General features: G+C 50.1%; 18 protein-coding genes. 9 read left to right on the top strand and 9 right to left on the bottom strand.

Annotated elements, in window-relative coordinates; all coding sequences use genetic code 11:
* Positions 1 to 75: 75 nt before the first annotated feature.
* The 3 genes from AABA21_RS14305 to AABA21_RS14295 are packed head-to-tail and all read right to left on the bottom strand — an operon-like array spanning position 76 to position 2,984.
* Positions 76 to 1,674 carry a PfkB family carbohydrate kinase gene (locus AABA21_RS14305; RefSeq protein ID WP_338251153.1) on the bottom strand — a complete coding sequence of 533 codons (1,599 nt, stop codon included), beginning with the start codon at positions 1,672 to 1,674 and terminating at the stop codon, positions 76 to 78.
* Positions 1,667 to 2,287, bottom strand: coding sequence for a D-glycero-alpha-D-manno-heptose-1,7-bisphosphate 7-phosphatase (locus AABA21_RS14300; RefSeq protein ID WP_338251151.1), 621 nt, complete (start codon positions 2,285 to 2,287; stop codon positions 1,667 to 1,669). The genes AABA21_RS14305 and AABA21_RS14300 overlap by 8 nt, the downstream gene beginning before the upstream one ends.
* A 37-nt stretch (positions 2,288 to 2,324) precedes the next feature.
* Positions 2,325 to 2,984 (bottom strand): D-sedoheptulose-7-phosphate isomerase, encoded by a 660-nt coding sequence (locus AABA21_RS14295; RefSeq protein WP_338251149.1) that lies wholly within the window; start codon positions 2,982 to 2,984, stop codon positions 2,325 to 2,327.
* 534 nt (positions 2,985 to 3,518) lie between these two features.
* Between AABA21_RS14295 and AABA21_RS14290 the strand changes: the two genes are divergently transcribed.
* The 3 genes from AABA21_RS14290 (at position 3,519) to AABA21_RS14280 (ending at position 7,188) form a co-directional block, all read left to right on the top strand.
* Positions 3,519 to 5,252: a carbamoyltransferase family protein gene (locus tag AABA21_RS14290; protein ID WP_338251146.1), complete on the top strand. Its 1,734-nt coding sequence runs from the start codon at positions 3,519 to 3,521 to the stop codon at positions 5,250 to 5,252.
* Complete coding sequence (locus AABA21_RS14285) at positions 5,252 to 6,226, top strand: glycosyltransferase family 2 protein (protein WP_338251144.1); 975 nt, start codon at positions 5,252 to 5,254, stop codon at positions 6,224 to 6,226. Before AABA21_RS14290 ends, AABA21_RS14285 begins: the two co-directional genes overlap by 1 nt.
* A gap of 164 nt (positions 6,227 to 6,390) precedes the next feature.
* Positions 6,391 to 7,188: a hypothetical protein gene (locus tag AABA21_RS14280; protein WP_338251142.1), complete on the top strand. Its 798-nt coding sequence runs from the start codon at positions 6,391 to 6,393 to the stop codon at positions 7,186 to 7,188.
* Between the two features lie 45 nt (positions 7,189 to 7,233).
* Here AABA21_RS14280 and AABA21_RS14275 read toward each other — a convergent pair whose 3' ends face one another.
* The gene (locus tag AABA21_RS14275) at positions 7,234 to 8,112 is read right to left on the bottom strand and encodes a nucleoside hydrolase (protein WP_338251140.1); all 879 of its coding nucleotides are present in this window, start codon (positions 8,110 to 8,112) and stop codon (positions 7,234 to 7,236) included.
* A gap of 221 nt (positions 8,113 to 8,333) precedes the next feature.
* Between AABA21_RS14275 and AABA21_RS14270 the strand changes: the two genes are divergently transcribed.
* Positions 8,334 to 8,543, top strand: a complete 210-nt coding sequence (locus AABA21_RS14270) for a hypothetical protein (protein ID WP_338251139.1) — start codon at positions 8,334 to 8,336, stop codon at positions 8,541 to 8,543.
* A 95-nt stretch (positions 8,544 to 8,638) separates the two neighbouring features.
* Here the strand turns inward: AABA21_RS14270 and AABA21_RS14265 are convergent, their stop codons facing one another.
* The 3 genes from AABA21_RS14265 to AABA21_RS14255 form a co-directional block, all read right to left on the bottom strand.
* Complete coding sequence (locus AABA21_RS14265; protein ID WP_338251138.1) at positions 8,639 to 9,754, bottom strand: S-adenosylmethionine:tRNA ribosyltransferase-isomerase; 1,116 nt, start codon at positions 9,752 to 9,754, stop codon at positions 8,639 to 8,641.
* Between the two features lie 2 nt (positions 9,755 to 9,756).
* Complete coding sequence (locus tag AABA21_RS14260) at positions 9,757 to 10,464, bottom strand: SDR family NAD(P)-dependent oxidoreductase (protein ID WP_338251136.1); 708 nt, start codon at positions 10,462 to 10,464, stop codon at positions 9,757 to 9,759.
* A gap of 201 nt (positions 10,465 to 10,665) precedes the next feature.
* A complete protein-coding gene (locus AABA21_RS14255) occupies positions 10,666 to 10,884 on the bottom strand; it encodes a hypothetical protein (RefSeq protein WP_338251134.1) in 219 nt (72 codons plus the stop codon).
* 329 nt (positions 10,885 to 11,213) lie between these two features.
* Here AABA21_RS14255 and AABA21_RS14250 point away from each other — a divergent pair, with 329 nt between their 5' ends.
* Positions 11,214 to 11,942 (top strand): cytidylate kinase-like family protein, encoded by a 729-nt coding sequence (locus AABA21_RS14250; RefSeq protein WP_338251132.1) that lies wholly within the window; start codon positions 11,214 to 11,216, stop codon positions 11,940 to 11,942.
* Between the two features lie 131 nt (positions 11,943 to 12,073).
* On the opposite strand, the gene AABA21_RS14245 is transcribed toward AABA21_RS14250, so the two are convergent.
* A complete protein-coding gene (locus AABA21_RS14245) occupies positions 12,074 to 13,150 on the bottom strand; it encodes an LLM class flavin-dependent oxidoreductase (RefSeq protein WP_338251130.1) in 1,077 nt (358 codons plus the stop codon).
* Between the two features lie 290 nt (positions 13,151 to 13,440).
* Here AABA21_RS14245 and AABA21_RS14240 point away from each other — a divergent pair, with 290 nt between their 5' ends.
* From AABA21_RS14240 to AABA21_RS14225, 4 genes are read left to right on the top strand one after another with little or no spacing between them, the layout of a single operon-like run.
* Positions 13,441 to 13,719 (top strand): RAD55 family ATPase, encoded by a 279-nt coding sequence (locus AABA21_RS14240; protein WP_338251128.1) that lies wholly within the window; start codon positions 13,441 to 13,443, stop codon positions 13,717 to 13,719.
* A gap of 46 nt (positions 13,720 to 13,765) precedes the next feature.
* Positions 13,766 to 14,536, top strand: a complete 771-nt coding sequence (locus AABA21_RS14235; protein ID WP_338251126.1) for an ATPase domain-containing protein — start codon at positions 13,766 to 13,768, stop codon at positions 14,534 to 14,536.
* A complete protein-coding gene (locus AABA21_RS14230) occupies positions 14,533 to 14,985 on the top strand; it encodes an RAD55 family ATPase (RefSeq protein ID WP_338251124.1) in 453 nt (150 codons plus the stop codon). Before AABA21_RS14235 ends, AABA21_RS14230 begins: the two co-directional genes overlap by 4 nt.
* Positions 14,982 to 15,335 carry a response regulator gene (locus AABA21_RS14225; protein WP_338251122.1) on the top strand — a complete coding sequence of 118 codons (354 nt, stop codon included), beginning with the start codon at positions 14,982 to 14,984 and terminating at the stop codon, positions 15,333 to 15,335. Before AABA21_RS14230 ends, AABA21_RS14225 begins: the two co-directional genes overlap by 4 nt.
* 79 nt (positions 15,336 to 15,414) lie before the next feature.
* On the opposite strand, the gene AABA21_RS14220 is transcribed toward AABA21_RS14225, so the two are convergent.
* The gene (locus tag AABA21_RS14220; RefSeq protein WP_338251120.1) at positions 15,415 to 15,630 is read right to left on the bottom strand and encodes a hypothetical protein; all 216 of its coding nucleotides are present in this window, start codon (positions 15,628 to 15,630) and stop codon (positions 15,415 to 15,417) included.
* Positions 15,631 to 15,819: the final 189 nt, after the last annotated feature.

Raw genomic sequence — 15,819 nt, 5'->3', positions numbered from 1 at the left:
GTACAAACCTCCATTTTACTACTGGCAAAACAACACAATAATGTATCTCAATCTTTTCTTGATTAGATGAGCGAATTACGTATAACTATTGTGCTTACTCGCGGAAGAGATTGACATAATACGCTCAATCACATGGCTGGTGCTATGCGATGGTGCAAATGGCAAAATGACCAGTTGCCCACCAATGTCTTGAAGAACTGTCTCTTCGGGCAATGTTTTTCCCATGTAGTTGCCACCTTTCACATGGATATCAGGGCGAATAAGGCGAATGCATTGCTCTGGTGTATCTTCATCGAAAATGAAGGCATAATCTACCATATCCAGCGCTGCCACCAGTGTCAGGCGATCCTCTTCACCATTGATGGGGCGGGTTGGACCCTTCAGGTGACGAGTGCTACGATCGCTATTAATGGCGACCACCAGAATGTCTCCCAGTTGTCGGGCCTGGCGCAGCAACTGTATATGTCCCCGGTGAAGGATATCGAAGACGCCATTGGTCAAAATGATACGGCTGCCCGAACTGCGTTCACGTTCCAGTTGCCTCATGATATATGGTAATGCATGGATAGAGGTGTCTCTCAAGGGCAGGTTAAGTCTGAGATGGACGTGTTGAAGCAGTTCTTGCTGAGAAACGGTAGCGGTATAGGATTTCGTTACCGCGATACTGGCCGCATCGCGGCTGAGATAGACCGCATCCTGTATATCGGCATCTGCGGCAAGGGCGGTGATCAACGTAGACGCGAAGGAATCACCGGCGCCGACGTCATTGGCATGTGGCACTGAATGAGCGGGCACATGCAGCGCTTGCTGTGGCTGATCCGCGTTCAGAAGCAATGCTCCGTCCGCTCCCAGTGTGATCACTATGGAGCGTGTCATAAACATCTCGAGCAGTTGCCGGGCTAGAGAGGAGACCTGCTCCGTATCATGTGGGTCAATCTGAGCTTTGTGATGAGGATTTTCCCCGGAGTGTGTCATCGCGAGCAACTGTTGGGCCTCACCAAGGTTGGGCGTCGCAACGGTCATAGGAAGTGTACGAAAGCGCCAGAGCGCCTTTGAATCGACAAGGAGAGGCCTGGATTCCCGCTCTTGTAACATCCGTAAGAAGGTAATTACCTCTTCAGTCACCGTTCCATAGCAATAATCTGAGATGATAACGGCATCGCAGAGATGATAGAGCGTTTCAAGCTGTGTCAACAACCTGGACATCAGTCGCGCATAGCTGTCACCTTTTTGATCGAGAGCGCGGCCCTCATCAAAGCGCACAACGTATTGATTGTTGGCCAGAATACGAACCTTGTGAAGCGTCTGCCCTTCCGTATCCGCAAGCAGCCATTGATCATCGATCTGATATTGTTGTAACGTTGTCCGCAACAGCTTTCCGGTTGTATCATTCCCAATGATGCTGAGCAGATCAACCTGAGCGCCCAGGGCACGAATATTCATAGCAGTATTCGCGGCGCCTCCTGCCATGTGCCGTTCACTGGTTTTGGCGACTACAGGGACTGGTCCCTCACTACACAAGCGTGAAGCAGTGCCTTCAAGATATGAATCGAGCATCGCATCGCCAAGCACAAGGATACGCAACTTGCTAAAGCGCTCGACCGTCTCGACGGCTGTATGTAGTGCTGCATCGGTGGGGAACGCCTGGTGCGTGAATATAATGTCTTTATGCATGGGGTAATCCTGTACGCCACGAAGAAGGCGAATAGACAAGGTCTACATCAAGTTCAAGTGACGACACTGTTTCGATGATTGTCAGTGCATGCAGTGTATCTCGGGCCACAAAGTTGGGTTTACGAATTGCCAGTTCTGGAACCTGTTCAGTTCCAATGTCAACCAGAATCGTCTGGCTGCCGGCCCGATTCCCCGCCTCAATGTCATCCAAAATATCGCCAACGAACCAGGAGGCAGATGTAGCCAGATCAAGGTCATTGGCCGCCTGGAAAAGCATCCCGGGTTCAGGTTTGCGACAGTTGCAGCGGATAGATAGCTCAGGAATAATGCCGTCTGGGTGATGAGGGCAAAAATAGATGCCATCAAACGTAAGTGCCAGTTCATTTTGAAGATATGTATGCATGCGCGCAAGATCCTTTTCATTAAAATATCCTCGTGCAACGCCGGATTGGTTGGTAATCAATATCAGGGCAAACCCTCGTGCTTGTAAACGATGCAAGGCAGGGCCAATGCCCTCGTATACCCGTAAATGTTCCGGACGAGAAGGGTAATGAAAAGGATGTACAAGCGTCCCATCACGATCTAAGAAAACGGCACGGCGGTCTTTTTTCATAGCATCCTCCCATCATTGGTACAGCCCATACCATCCCTCAACGGGGTGTCTCTTGCGAGGCGAGGCACGCCTCGGTTAAATCACATAACAGATGGGTCACAACCATATGTATTTCTTGTATCGTGGCCACATCTTCCTGCGCAACCCCAACGGTTAGCTGCGCTAAATGTGCCAATTGATTGGTATGGGTTCCGGTGATGGCTACCGTCTGCATGTGACAATGTTCCGCGGCATGTACCGCGCTCAGGACGTTAGGGGATTCTCCGCTGGTACTAAAGACGAGCAACATATCTCCCGGTTGTCCCAGAGCATATACCTGGCGCATAAAAACATCCTGGTAGCCATAGTCATTGGCGATGGCTGTAAGAATGGAGGTATCAGTTGTGAGGGCAATAACAGCGTAGGGTTGGCGCTCAAGCTTGAAGCGTCCGACCAGTTCAGAGGCGAAGTGTTGTGCTTCTGCGGCACTGCCACCATTTCCTATCACCAGGACTCGATGCCCTGATTGAAGGGTGAAGATAAGCTTCTGGACTATCTGTGCGAGTGAAGAAACTTCTGAATAGAGTGAATGGAAAGCACTCTCAAGCACCTGATGGTGTATAGTCAGTGACTGTTGAATTTTTTGCTCCCAATTAACTGTAGAATCAGTCATTGAAGGTGTTGTAACCATAGAGCTGATGTGGGAATCTCTATCCATGCCTCATCCTTTTTGCACTTAAAAACTACTCATGTCTCTGCAACTACGGAGCTCCTGGAGCAGCTGAAGGTCGAGCCTTTCCTTCAATGGAGCAACAGGTATGATAACAACCACACGGTTATAGGCTCTTTCTTTTAGAAACCGGGTGGTACCATCGATCATCTCCATAAGATGCTTGACTTATAATGCTGCTCTATAGACGAATCCTTTCCATATTTGTATTACCTCTTGCATTAATGCGCCTCTACTTTTTATCTGTCTTATCAACTGGATTTTATTTTGATAGGGCACAAACGGAAATTATAAATGTTGAGCAAGTCTCCTCTTTTGTTATTGTGCTTCACAACTATTAGTAATAAGCGTTATAACAACAATTACGTAGAAGCCACAGGAACAGTTTCACAAAGGCAACAAGTGTGCGATATTAGGCTTGAATACTTCAATGGATGAGACGCTTTTTTTAGTCTATTGCGTATCATAAAGAGGATGAGTTAGTGTAGAAGCGAGGAAATTTTTTCACCAGGAGACGAAAACATGTACACTCTAGGTATAAACGCGGTTTATCACGATCCTGCGGCCTGTCTGGTCAAAGACGGGCAGGTGCTGGCGGCCGCTGAAGAAGAGCGCTTTACCCATATCAAGCATGGCAAACGACCAATCCCCTTCTCCACATATGAATTACCCTTCCATGCCATCAACTACTGTTTGCAGGAAGCTAATATACGTCTGATTGATGTAGAGCACATCGCTTATTCATATGATCCTTTTTTATTGCTCGGGCCAGCGGGGCGAGAAACAGAATTGATATTGCCACTTGAGCCGAGTGCTCATCCTGTTGCGCCTCCCTGGGAATCACCCTGGGATCCCCTGTTTCTTTCATCTATTGTCAACGCGCCCCGTCAACTGGCGGGTGGTGTTCCTCTTCACCTTCAACCACGGTTCCGTGGTTTTCGGTCCCAGGGGGGCTACCAGTGGCATTTTGTAGAGCACCATCTATCCCATGCGGCCAGCGCATTTCTGGCTTCACCATTTGAGGATGCCGCTGTACTCGTGCTTGATGGTCGAGGGGAAAAGGCTGTCACCAGTTATAGCATCGGGCACAAAAACACGCTAGAGCGCCTGAGCCAGGTCAACATGCCGCACTCATTGGGAATCCTCTATGAACAGGTGACCGAATATTTAGGGTTTCTCCATTCCTCTGATGAATATAAAGTCATGGCCCTGGCTTCTTATGGAAAGCCACATTATGCTGATACCTTTCGCGGCCTGATTCATCTCACAGGGGAAGGCCACTATACTATAGACAAGGCAGACCTGAAAGAGCTCTTTGGGCCGGCGCGCTTAAAGGGAGGACCCTTAGAGCAACGCCACTATAATATCGCCCATTCGCTGCAGGTAGTGTTGGAAGAAACCGTGCTAGAGCTGGTTACCTGGTTTCAGCAGGCCACAGGCATGGAGAATCTCTGTCTGGCTGGCGGGGTTGCATTAAACTGTGTACTCAACGCTCGCTTGCGGGACCGCGGGCCCTTCCGCAATATATGGGTGCAGCCAGCCGCCAACGATGCCGGAACGGCGCTGGGAGCGGCGCTGCATATCGACGCACAGGAACGGAAAAGCGATGAGCGGCGCTATGTAATGGAGCACGCATTTTTAGGACCCGCTTTTTCTGATGAAGAGATCGAGCAGTTCTTACGCTGGACGCATGTCCCTTATCGCAGGCTGGACAATATCGCCGAAGAGGTCGCGGATATATTGGTCGATAATCAAGTTATTGGCTGGTATCAGCAGAGGATGGAATTTGGGCCTCGTGCGTTAGGGGCTCGCTCCATTCTAGCATCGCCTATTCAGGCTGAAATGCAGAATCGTCTCAACGACATCAAAGATCGTGAGGACTTCCGTCCGGTTGCGCCGGTAGTACTGGAAGAGGAAGTCGCGAACTGGTTTGTCAATGGTTCCGTATCCCCTTACATGCTTTTTGTCTATGATGTTGATCCCGAACGAGCCGAGCAGATTCCTGCCGTGCGCCATATTGATGGAACCGCTCGTATTCAGACCATTCGGCATGATCAGCATCCACTCTACTACGATCTAATCAAAGCCTTTCAACGCCGCACCGGGGTACCGGTGCTGGTCAACACCTCGTTTAATACTCGCGGAGAGCCCATCGTCTGTACGCCCCGGGACGCTATCGAATCCTTCTGGACCTCACCGCTGGACGCCCTGGTAATTGGGTCGTTTCTGCTCCAGAAGCCGAGGGAGACGGCCTGATGAGTGTAGATGTCTCGATTGTTGTACCAACCTATAATCGCCCTGCTGCATTAGAGCGCTGCCTGGAGGCACTCTTACTGCAGAGGCATCCCGATTTCTGTTATGACATCCTTATCGTTGATAACGCGGTCTCTTTGCAGACGCGTCAGCAGGTTGAGCGCTGGAAGCGATGTGGAGAGCAGGCTGGAGTCTGTATCCATTACCTGTCCACGGCGCGTCGAGGCCCGGCGGCGGCTCGCAATGTGGGATGGAGGCAGAGTACCGCACGCATCATCGCGTTTACAGACGATGACTGTCTTCCCGATCCCGGCTGGTTACAGGCGGGACGAGCCGCATTCACTGAGGATGTTGAGGCGGTAACCGGGCGCATCGTTGTGCCGATGCCAGAGAATCCCAGCGACTATGAATGTAGCACTGCGCAGTTGGAGAATAGCGAGTTTGCCACCGCCAACTGTTTCTACCTGCGCAGCAGCCTTGAGAGCGTAGGCGGTTTCGATGAGCGATTTACGGCGGCATGGCGTGAAGACTCAGATCTCTTCTTTGCTTTGCTTGAGAAGAAGCGCAGGTGGACATACGAACCAGAAGCGATTGTGATCCATCCTGTGCGCCCTGGCAAATGGGGAGTCAGCATCCAGCAGCAGCGGAAAAGCATGTTCAATGCCCTGCTCTACAAGAAGCATCCCCAGCTATATCGAAACAGGATTCAAGCTCAGCCACCATGGCATTATTACCGCATCCTTGGCACGTATGTATTCTTCATGCATGGCCTGCTACGGCGATCAAAGCGGCAGGCAGTGGTAGGGATCGGACTCTGGTTATGGTTTACCAGCCAGTTTTGTCTGCGACGTCTGCGCAACACGAATCACCGGCCCGAGCATGTCGCTGAAATGATCGTTACATCGGTGCTGATCCCACCGTTATCGATCTTTTGGCGTCTGCGGGGGGCGCTCAAGTTCCGCATCCCCTTTTTATAGGTTCATGCCCATGAGGGAAATTTGAAGCTTTCTTGAGTTTTTCTAAACGGCTTCAATGGATATCTTCTGTATAATGCTCAGGGTACAGGCTAACTGACGTACAGTTGGCTCTTCCGCATCTCAAGCAGATAATAAAGATCGGCATTAAGTGAGGAAACTGAGCTATGTCATATAATCCTAATTTTCCATCCGATGATGGGCAGACGCACAATTATCCCGAGCCAGAAGATGACCAGCGAACCGTGCCCATGCAGAAGGATTTTGGAGCCCCACGAGTGGGGCTTCCACCCTCTGACTATGATGCCCCCACCATTGCTTATGGGCAACCTGGACCATCTGCGGTGCCGGGGCCCGATTTTTCTCAAAATCCTGTCCAACCAGCGCCTCCTTTTAGGGGAAACCTACCGCCAGCCACTACCGGGGCGCCAGGGAAGCGTCCAAACAACAAAATGTTGCTGACTGGGGGTGTGGGCATCCTTGTCTTGCTTATTCTGATTATTGGTGCGCTGGTGATCTTACCCAACCTGAATGCAAGCGCATCCAATCAGGCGCCTGCAGCTACGCCCGTTGCCAGTACCACACCGACCGCAATTACTACCAGGACCGCGAACGGAAACGCCTATGCCCCCTACCTGGCGCAGTATCGGAGCACGATTCGCAGCCAGATTGCCCAGGGTTTACACTTGCCCGTCGACCAACTGGTAGCGCGCCTGAAAGGGGGAACGACACTGAGCAGCATCGCCTCCTCGCAAGGAATCTCCAACAGCCAGCTGCAGACAATGGTGAAAACCGCTTTTCAGCAAGGATTTCAGCCAGCGGTCAATAGTGGCAATCTGACACAAAAGCAGCTTAACACTTTGATTAACCGCATGTTAAAGCAGCCCCAGACCCTTGATCGCTACCTGGATGTGCAGCCCAGGAACGGCACAAAAGCGAAAGCCACTCCCACCCCGACCGTTTAAAAAACAGGAGGGCAAGTGCCCCTCCTGTTTTTTTTGTTTCAGCGTTTAAAAGACATGGAAATAGGCATCGAAGAAGCGCTGGGGATCGACATCCAGAGCAACCTCATGCTCTGGAGAATTCCCATGATCCCTCCAGTATGTTTTTCCCGCTAGCTCTTTGTTATCCAACTCTACTTCTACTGTTCCGGGCGTGAAGGTACAGATGGAGGGATCAAAGATGGACGTCGCGGCCAGGGGATCGTGGAAGGTAATCTGATCGCGTCCCTTAAACCAGACATTGGCAAAGTCCAGAACTGGCTGTAAGAGTGGCGCGGTGCACCGCTTGCGAAACTGGTCTGCGTTCATCGTTACCCTGGTTGTCACATCGAGGCCGAGCGAACGATGGCGGTGTACCGGGGCCTGATAAACGATACGCGTCGCATGGGGATCGTTCAGCGCGTTCCACTCGCGTTCAGGCTGTCCTGCCACTTGATCGGTAAATACGCCACACATCAGGACGAGTCCCTTTAAGAGTCCGGGAATGGCAGGATCAACGCTGAACAGCAAGGCAAGGTTAGTCAGGGGCCCGATACCTAACAGGACCACCTCGCCAGGATGGGCACGAATAGTCCGGCGCAAAAACTCAATGGCCTCCCCCTGTGGGAATGCCGTATCATGTTCCCACTTATCTAATGCTGCTGCCTGAGGTGCCTCTGGCTGCTGAGCCTGGATGAGCAACGGTTTTTCGGCACCTGGAAAGATGGGAATGTTTTTGTTGGCGATCTTACACAACGCACTGGCCATCATCGCACGTTTCTGTGCCTCACCTGTGACAGTAGTAATGCCCAGCAGATCGCATTCTGGCTGGGCGAGCAGATAGGCGAGGCAGACCGCATCATCGATATCGCTGCCGATGTCTGTATCTAATATAACCTTCGTGGACATGCATGCTCCTTAAGAAAAAGGTGGCTGACGGATCTACAAGTCTTTATATCTTCTTATAGGTTACTCCATTAGCCGGCCCATCATCAAGAAATGATATATATACAATAAAATACGATAATTACCGCTTTCGACAATTTAAAAAAGAAATACCCTGATAGAAGCGAAAAACTTTGCTCGCTGCTCGTATAAAGGATGAAAGGATAGGTGCTATTCTGGGTCAGATGGGTAACATTGATAATGAAGAGTCTGCCTTGCAGCTTTTAGATTCGCTGCGGAGTATTGATACATCGGCAGAATTCTCGCCTTACGTGACATGTGGCGGAGAGATGTACTACGAGTGGAGGATTGCAGATCAGCATGGCATGGACGCAACCATTGCTGAAGCGGCACGGAACATGCTTTTGGGCAAGCTGAGAAGCATACTAAACTAACAACATAGATCTCTTTTGAGGATCTGAGATAGAGGCTGATGCTCCCATTTGGGAAGTAATGGGACCATCAGCCAACGCAACTCATGATAACTTCATTATGGCAAGATCAGGTGGAGATCGCCAAATTCGTGCCAGAGGTAGCCCTGCTCGAGTGCTGCTTGATAGGTTAGCTGTAGATGGTGTCGACTGGCGAGTGCTTCCAGCATAGCTAGATGGGTTGCCTGTGGCTCGTGAAATCCTGTTAACAGGGCATCGACACTATGTATGCCACGTTCTGGCGTGACGATAGTCCGTGTCCAGCCTTCGCCCGGATGTGTAACGCCATCGGTTGTAGTCACCGTTTCCAGGGCGCGTACAACGGTCGTACCCACGGCAATCAGGCGCCTTCCTTCATGTCTGGCGATATTTATCATCCGGGCCGTTATAGCGGGAATGCGGTAGAACTCTTCATAGGGAAGCTCATGGCCCTCCAGACTGGCAACTCCCGTATGCAGCAGCAGCGGGACAATCTGTACACCGTTGGCGATTAAACTAGTCAACAAGGCCGCCGTAAAGGCGCGCCCCGCTGATGGCATCTCCGCGCTCCCGACCTCATTCGCATAAACGGTCTGATAATATTCGATCGGCCATTCATCCCTGACGTAGCTATAGCGAATAGGACTACCATGACTATTGAGATAACTTTCCAGCATCGTAGCGCCTGGGAGATGCAGGGTTGCAATCCATAGGCGAGGAGATCCCTTACTACTCCTATCGAGGACACGATAATGCTGATCATGGGGAGTATGTAACGTCAAGGTCGCGCCATCGAGTAGGGATAGCGTCTCTCCAGGCTGAATATGGAAGAAAGGGCGCGTTGTTTTTCCCTCGTACTGGCGAATCTCAACGACCCACAGATCAGCTGGAAGGCGCGTAGACAGATGCGCGACCACAGATGTACCATCATCGCGTGTCGCCGGAACCGCAGCCCGCATTGTCGCGCTGGTATTAATGACCACAACATCGCCAGCTTGCAAGAAAGCGCCGATATGCTGAAAGCGGCTATGGACAATGTGATCGTCTGAGCGATAGGAGACCATGAGTCGGACCGCATCGCGGGTGAGCCCACGCGCTTCAGGCGGCATGGTTGCCTCTAGTTCGGGCGGCAGAATAAAATCCATCGACTGTATCACATCCGGAGCGTGGAACGAGTCAGCATTGACATACATCATAATTATTGGTTCCTTGCTGGTAGTGAGCGGGCGAGATAGCGTCCGCTGGGGTAACGCTGGGTGATGAGTTGTAGAATGCCGGGCACGCTCTCCTCGGGCAATGGCCGATCACTGATATCCTCTCCAGGAAATGCAGCTTGATGCATATCGGTCCGCATGTCGCCTGGATCGACCCAGTAGATGGAAATTCCTGGTTGTTCTGCTGCCAGGATGGCGGAAAGATGCTCCAAAGCCGCTTTACTGGAGCCATAGCCACCCCAACCCTCGTACACTTCCTGTCCGGCGTCACTGGAGATATTGATAATGCAGGCTGTGGGCTTGAGTTGGGGGTGGAGTGCCTGAATCAGAGCCAGTGGCGCGATAACGTTTGTCTGATACACCTGTTCAAGAACATCTAAGGGATAGGAGAGTAGAGCGGGCTGTGGGCTTGGGCCGAGCATACTGGCATTGTTGATCAGTACATCGATGCCGCCCAGTGACTGTGCCGCCTCCAGCAACTCCTGGCGATGCGACGCATCTGTTACATCGCCGGTGAGAGTCAGTACACGGGTAAGTGCCTGTAATTCTGTTTTGACCGCTTCAAGTGGTTCCGCATGACGGGCATCCAACAGCAGATTCCAGCCCTGCCGGGCGAATGCGCGTGCCAGTGCGCGGCCAAGGCCTCGTGATGCCCCGGTAATTACTGCGGTATGTGATAGCGTCTCAGTCATATCCTGAACTTCCTTTCGCTGTGAGAGAAGTGGTAGCTGTTGTTTCCTACCCATACTTTAGGCGATAGGAATGGATATGGCATCGAACGAGAGGACAGTGTCTGACTGTCCTTTTGGGCATGACAGGTCACTTAAAAAGCAGAGATATGATAGTTGTTTTGCGCTAAAGATGCAGAATGGCAGTTATTATAAGGTCGTCGATTAATGGAGGAATTGATATAAGACGACTATACCAATGATGGCAGCTACAATGATGGCGAGTAAAATGAGTGAGAGTGCCTGTCTGGAAAGATGCACTTTATCAGAAGTCATATCATTCCTAAATGTTTGCTGCTCTCGTTGTTGCTGCCTGATGCGTTCTGAAAGTTTTATCTCCGCCATATGTGCTGACTGCTTCTGGAGATGGCTTGAATGATCCATCACAATTTTTCCTCTCTCATATAGCACTGTGAATGTCTGGAGGGCATGCTAAAAATGGTTATCGCTATTAGTTATTAACTATATAACATATTGCAATTGATTTTGTCAAGCTTTAAATTTTCCTAAAAGTAAATCAGGCAGTGAATGAATTTCCGAAAATTTTCTTATAGTAGTTGTAGGGCGAGCGTTTTATTATGCCTGATAGCCTTATGGTGAAAACTCTGAAATCATCCAGTAGAATCACCTGATTGGAGGAGTTCAGTGTATGGCAAGAGGGATATGCTGTTAGCAGGCAAGATTATTGCTAGTAGCAAAGGAGAGGCAAAGTTATGGCCGATGATCTATCTCGAATGAACGAAATGCGCGGCATTACAGTAACGCGAGAATATGGCAGTGGGGGAGGCGAGATTGCGCGCATGGTCGCTGACCACCTGGGGTGGAAACTGCTGGATGCACAGATTATCCAACTTGTCGCGCAGAAGCTGGATATCAGCAGAGCTGCCGCACAATCACATGATGAGCAGGTAGAAGGGTTTGCGCAACGCCTATTCGAGGCAACCCAATATTTTATGCCTCCGGTCGCCTTGAGCGAGGTTATTGGACCTTCAGTGAATGATCTCGCCTATAGTCATGCGCTAGGGCAGGTCTTGCGTACCGCCGTTGATATGGGTCATATAGTTATTGTCGGCCGTGCCTCACAAGCGGTACTGGCAACTGATAGAAGCGTTCTGCATGTATGTATTGTAGCTCCGCTGCCACAGCGCATTATTTATGTGATGCGGCGTGAAGGCCTGGATGCAAAAGCAGCAGGGGAGCGCATCAGACTAAAAGAACACCAGAGGCAGCAGAACATTAAAGAGCAATATGGTCGGGATAATAATGATGCCCATCTGTATGACATCACTATTAACACCGGGATACTAGACCTGCACGCAGCCGTAGAGCTTGTCATGCTGGCGCTGTCTAAAAAGGCCCAGAAGCTAATGGCGCCGGCGGATCAACTGGGTCCGGCCTGGGGTTTAAAGCCCTATCCGAGTCCCCACGATGAGATTCACTGATCTCCCCCTTTAATCTGGACATGAATCAGCGTACTGCGATGAGTGTGCGCTGTATGCCGTGCTTTAGTACATAGCCTGTCATAATGATCGGTGAGGCAGACGTAGATGCCCCACCGATCACACATGCTGATTTAGAGGGAAGGCACCTGACGTTCAGCTTCACTGGATGCGGGCGTTGTCGTATCTTCTATCGAAGTGGGCAGTTGAAATGCCGAGGCCAGCAATTCAAAGGCTTTACTTCGATTTTCATGTCCATAAACCATAGCAGAAATCATCAACTCATCTGCACCGGTGCGCTGCACTAGGTCAAGCAATTTCTCGCGTACCACTTCGGGACGACCAACGATCTGTCGACGCCGGGTCTCACTGACAACTGCCTGTTCCGCCATTGTGTAGTGATAGTTGCGGGCTTCTTCTGGAGATGGCAGAGGACCCGTGTGACCTGTGCGCAGCCGCAACCAGGCCAGAGCCATGGCCGCAGCCAAATTCTGCGCCTGCTCATCGGTCTCGGCGCAGATAACACCGGTCGTCAGAATGACCCTGGAAGACTGCATGTTTTTAGACGGGGTAAACTGATCGCGGTACATCTGGATGGCTGGCAGCGCGAAATCAGGATTGATATGATGGGCAAAGGCAAAGCCAACCCCCAGCGCAGCCGCAGCCTGTGCCCCGAAATCGCTTGAGCCCAATAGCCAGATAGGCGGAAGAGGGACACCAGTTGGAATGGCCCTCACCGATTTAAAGGGGTGACCCGACGGGAAGGTTTCGTCCGCACCTGAAAAAGTCAGAAGCTCAGCCAATTGTTGTGGGAAGTCGTCGGCGCTCAAGGCTTCGCGGGAGCGGCGTAAGGCTAGCGCCGTTCTGGGATCGGTTCCGGGAGCCCGGCCAAGGCCTAGATCAATGCGTCCAGGGTGCAATGCCTCCAGCATCTGGAAGTTTTCAGCTACCTTCAAGGGAGAATGATTAGGTAGCATAACACCTCCCGAACCCACGCGAATGCGGTTGGTGGCCTGGGCCACGTGCCCAATCATGATTTCTGGAGCTGGACTGGCCGTCATGCTCGTGTTATGGTGTTCGGCCAACCAATACCGTGTGTAGCCTAATCGATCGGCCAGGCGGGCCAGTTTAATCGTATTATGTAACGCCTGCGCACTGGTTGAACCCGAGTCGACCGGCGAAAGATCAAGAATAGAAAGAGGAAGTGACATTGTAAATTCCTTTTAGGAGAGTAACCAAAAATAAGCGTATAAATTTGTTCTTGTTTCTATAACAATAGACATGGCAGAAATTATCCCTACTCTATTGTAGCCATCTGATATCCTATTTGAAAGGCAATCAAGTATTTACATATAATACTACCGCGAAAAAAATTTTATTCAGGCGCGGTAAACGAGCTCAAGCGCCACCCCATGTCTATATACCGCTATTATAAATACCAAATAGCAAGTTGAAACGACTCCTAATACTTTAGTCGTAACTAAATGAGGAGAGTGTGTAAATGACAGATACTACAAATCAGACTGCACCAATAGAGCGTGTACCCAGTGGGATTGAAGGGTTTGACCAGCTTTTACATGGCGGGTTGATCAAGGGAGAGACATATCTGCTCATGGGACCACCGGGAGCTGGTAAAACGATTTTTGGCAATCAAATGTGTTTTCATCATATCGCCACTGGAGGACGCGCTATATATTTAACCTTGCTGGCGGAGATGCATAGCCGTATGCTGGCGCACATGCAGACCTTCGATTTTTTTTTCGGGGGACCCGCTAGCTGATAAGCTTACCTATCTCAGCGGTTATACCACCCTGGAGCAACAGGGGTTGGATGCGCTGACAAAGCTTATTCGCAAGGAAGTTCGTAGGCAGCGAGCTACATTGCTCGTTATTGATGGGATAATGACTATTGAGCAAAATGCAGCTTCTTTGCGAGAACGCAAAGAATTCCTGCACGCTTTGAGTGTAACCACAGAAACCGCCGGCTGTACGACGTTGTTATTGGCCCAGTATGACAGAGATATCTATGATCAGCCGGAGCACACCATGGTCGATGGTCTTTTTCATCTCACTACGCATTTGCATGACTGGCGCTTGCTTCGTGAGATACAGATACGCAAATTTCGTGGCAGTGGTTTTCTTGAAGGCCGCCACTCATATATTATTGATAGGCGAGGAATCGGAGTTTATCCACGTGCAGAATCGCTCATGAAGACCAGCCCCATTCCTCTGCTAACTTCGCTAACCTCACTTCAGTCAGCAGGAAGGATGGCTTTTGACGTGGCCCGTTTAGATGAAATGATAGAGGGGGGAGTACCAACAGGGTCAATGACGGCGGTACTAGGGGCACCGGGCACAGGAAAAACGCTATTAGGCTTGCATTTCTTAGGGGCTGGCGTCAGGCGACAAGAGCAGAGTCTTTACTTTGGATTTTATGAATCCCCGGTACAGCTAAAGCGGCGCCTGGTTGAATTACAATTGAACATTGATGACAAAGCGGTGAGCCGATACCTGGAGATTCTAACGCAGTCGCCAACGGAAGACATCATTGATGTTCTGGGCGAACAGATTATAGCAACCGTGCGTGAAAAAAAGTGAAGCGGCTAGTTATTGATGGATTATCCGGTTTTCAGAACGCTATCGCCTCGCAGGAGCGCATGGACCTTTTTCTCTCATCGCTATTTATCACGCTGCGGAAGCTGGATGTCACAACCATCTGGACGATAGAGCTAGCGGATTTACTGAATCCAACCATTACAATGCCCGCACCGATCAGTAAAATGGCCGCCCTGGTTGAAAACATTGTCCTTTTGCGACATGTCGAACTGTATTCGCAGCTATACCGACTGATCTCCATTATGAAAATGCGGCAAAGCAAATACGATCCTTCTATACGAGAATTCCGTATAAGCGATAGCGGCTTAGATGTTGATGCTACTTTTACCAGTGCGGAAGCCATCTTGTCAGGGATTGCGCATTCTGGTGAGAGCACTGGTCAACAATCTGCGATGGGTGATTCTCTAACCTCACAGAAGGAGCCGCAATGAACACTATTCTAGTTGTCGATGATGAAATATCAATTATCGAAGTGTTGCAGGATGTACTTACAGATGAAGGATATGAGGTCATGACCGCTAGTAATGGACAGGAAGGGTTAATCTGCTTAGAAGAAATGCGTCCAGACCTCGTATTGTGTGATGTAATGATGCCCGTGTTAGATGGAAGAGAGCTATGCCGAAGGATGGCGGCTAATCCACGTTATCATACGATCCCACTCATTTTTATGACTGCGGTACATAAAGCATTTAGTCAGATCGACTGTAACTATGTCGCAGTGATCGCCAAGCCATTTGATATAGATGAATTGCTAGATGTAGTAGCTAAATTTATTTCATGAGCGATACACATATCCAACGAGCATAAAAAAAGCCTCCCGATCCGAACCGGGAGGCTTTTTTTATGCTGAAAATACCGAACTAGCCATGCTTTTGGGTATACAGTTCCCCGCGATGTTTAAGCATAACCTGAAGAAGTGAGAATGCTTCGTCTATAGAAAGGTCTAATACATTGGCGGTTTCGGTATCATAGATACGAATTTGTTCAGGATGTTGTGGATTAAAAGAAATTTCATAGTTATCGGCGCTTATCTGCACTCTCGATCTCTCTTTCTCATAGTAGCTATCGAGGTCCATCTCAAAGTGCTCATTTCGAAAGATGTTACAAGCATCTTTCTTATATTCTAGAAGCTGCGATGAAAAAAGAGAAATGTGTGGTACTTTTAGGGGCAGGAGGGTTTAATGGAAAGTGGAAGAAAAGAGCCGGTTGTTCTCTCCGGGGCAGTCACAGGTATGTGGCATGTCTCCGGAGAGAACAAGCAAGAG

Source organism: Dictyobacter halimunensis (genome assembly GCF_036245075.1).
The sequence above is the reverse complement of the archived record's forward strand: the minus strand, read 5'-3'. Positions and strand labels throughout refer to the sequence as shown.

Excerpts from the sequence above, each read along its gene's own strand:
- AABA21_RS14275 (WP_338251140.1), bottom strand. The coding sequence starts at position 8,112 with ATGTCCACGAAGGTTATATTAGATACAGACATCGGCAGCGATATCGAT.
- AABA21_RS14295 (WP_338251149.1), bottom strand. The coding sequence starts at position 2,984 with ATGGATAGAGATTCCCACATCAGCTCTATGGTTACAACACCTTCAATG.
- AABA21_RS14220 (WP_338251120.1), bottom strand. The coding sequence starts at position 15,630 with ATGGACCTCGATAGCTACTATGAGAAAGAGAGATCGAGAGTGCAGATA.
- AABA21_RS14255 (WP_338251134.1), bottom strand. The coding sequence starts at position 10,884 with ATGGATCATTCAAGCCATCTCCAGAAGCAGTCAGCACATATGGCGGAG.
- AABA21_RS14300 (WP_338251151.1), bottom strand. The coding sequence starts at position 2,287 with ATGAAAAAAGACCGCCGTGCCGTTTTCTTAGATCGTGATGGGACGCTT.
- AABA21_RS14225 (WP_338251122.1), top strand. The coding sequence starts at position 14,982 with ATGAACACTATTCTAGTTGTCGATGATGAAATATCAATTATCGAAGTG.
- AABA21_RS14270 (WP_338251139.1), top strand. The coding sequence starts at position 8,334 with ATGGGTAACATTGATAATGAAGAGTCTGCCTTGCAGCTTTTAGATTCG.
- AABA21_RS14280 (WP_338251142.1), top strand. The coding sequence starts at position 6,391 with ATGTCATATAATCCTAATTTTCCATCCGATGATGGGCAGACGCACAAT.
- AABA21_RS14250 (WP_338251132.1), top strand. The coding sequence starts at position 11,214 with ATGGCCGATGATCTATCTCGAATGAACGAAATGCGCGGCATTACAGTA.
- AABA21_RS14305 (WP_338251153.1), bottom strand. The coding sequence starts at position 1,674 with ATGCATAAAGACATTATATTCACGCACCAGGCGTTCCCCACCGATGCA.
- AABA21_RS14285 (WP_338251144.1), top strand. The coding sequence starts at position 5,252 with ATGAGTGTAGATGTCTCGATTGTTGTACCAACCTATAATCGCCCTGCT.
- AABA21_RS14265 (WP_338251138.1), bottom strand. The coding sequence starts at position 9,754 with ATGATGTATGTCAATGCTGACTCGTTCCACGCTCCGGATGTGATACAG.
- AABA21_RS14245 (WP_338251130.1), bottom strand. The coding sequence starts at position 13,150 with ATGTCACTTCCTCTTTCTATTCTTGATCTTTCGCCGGTCGACTCGGGT.
- AABA21_RS14240 (WP_338251128.1), top strand. The coding sequence starts at position 13,441 with ATGACAGATACTACAAATCAGACTGCACCAATAGAGCGTGTACCCAGT.
- AABA21_RS14260 (WP_338251136.1), bottom strand. The coding sequence starts at position 10,464 with ATGACTGAGACGCTATCACATACCGCAGTAATTACCGGGGCATCACGA.
- AABA21_RS14290 (WP_338251146.1), top strand. The coding sequence starts at position 3,519 with ATGTACACTCTAGGTATAAACGCGGTTTATCACGATCCTGCGGCCTGT.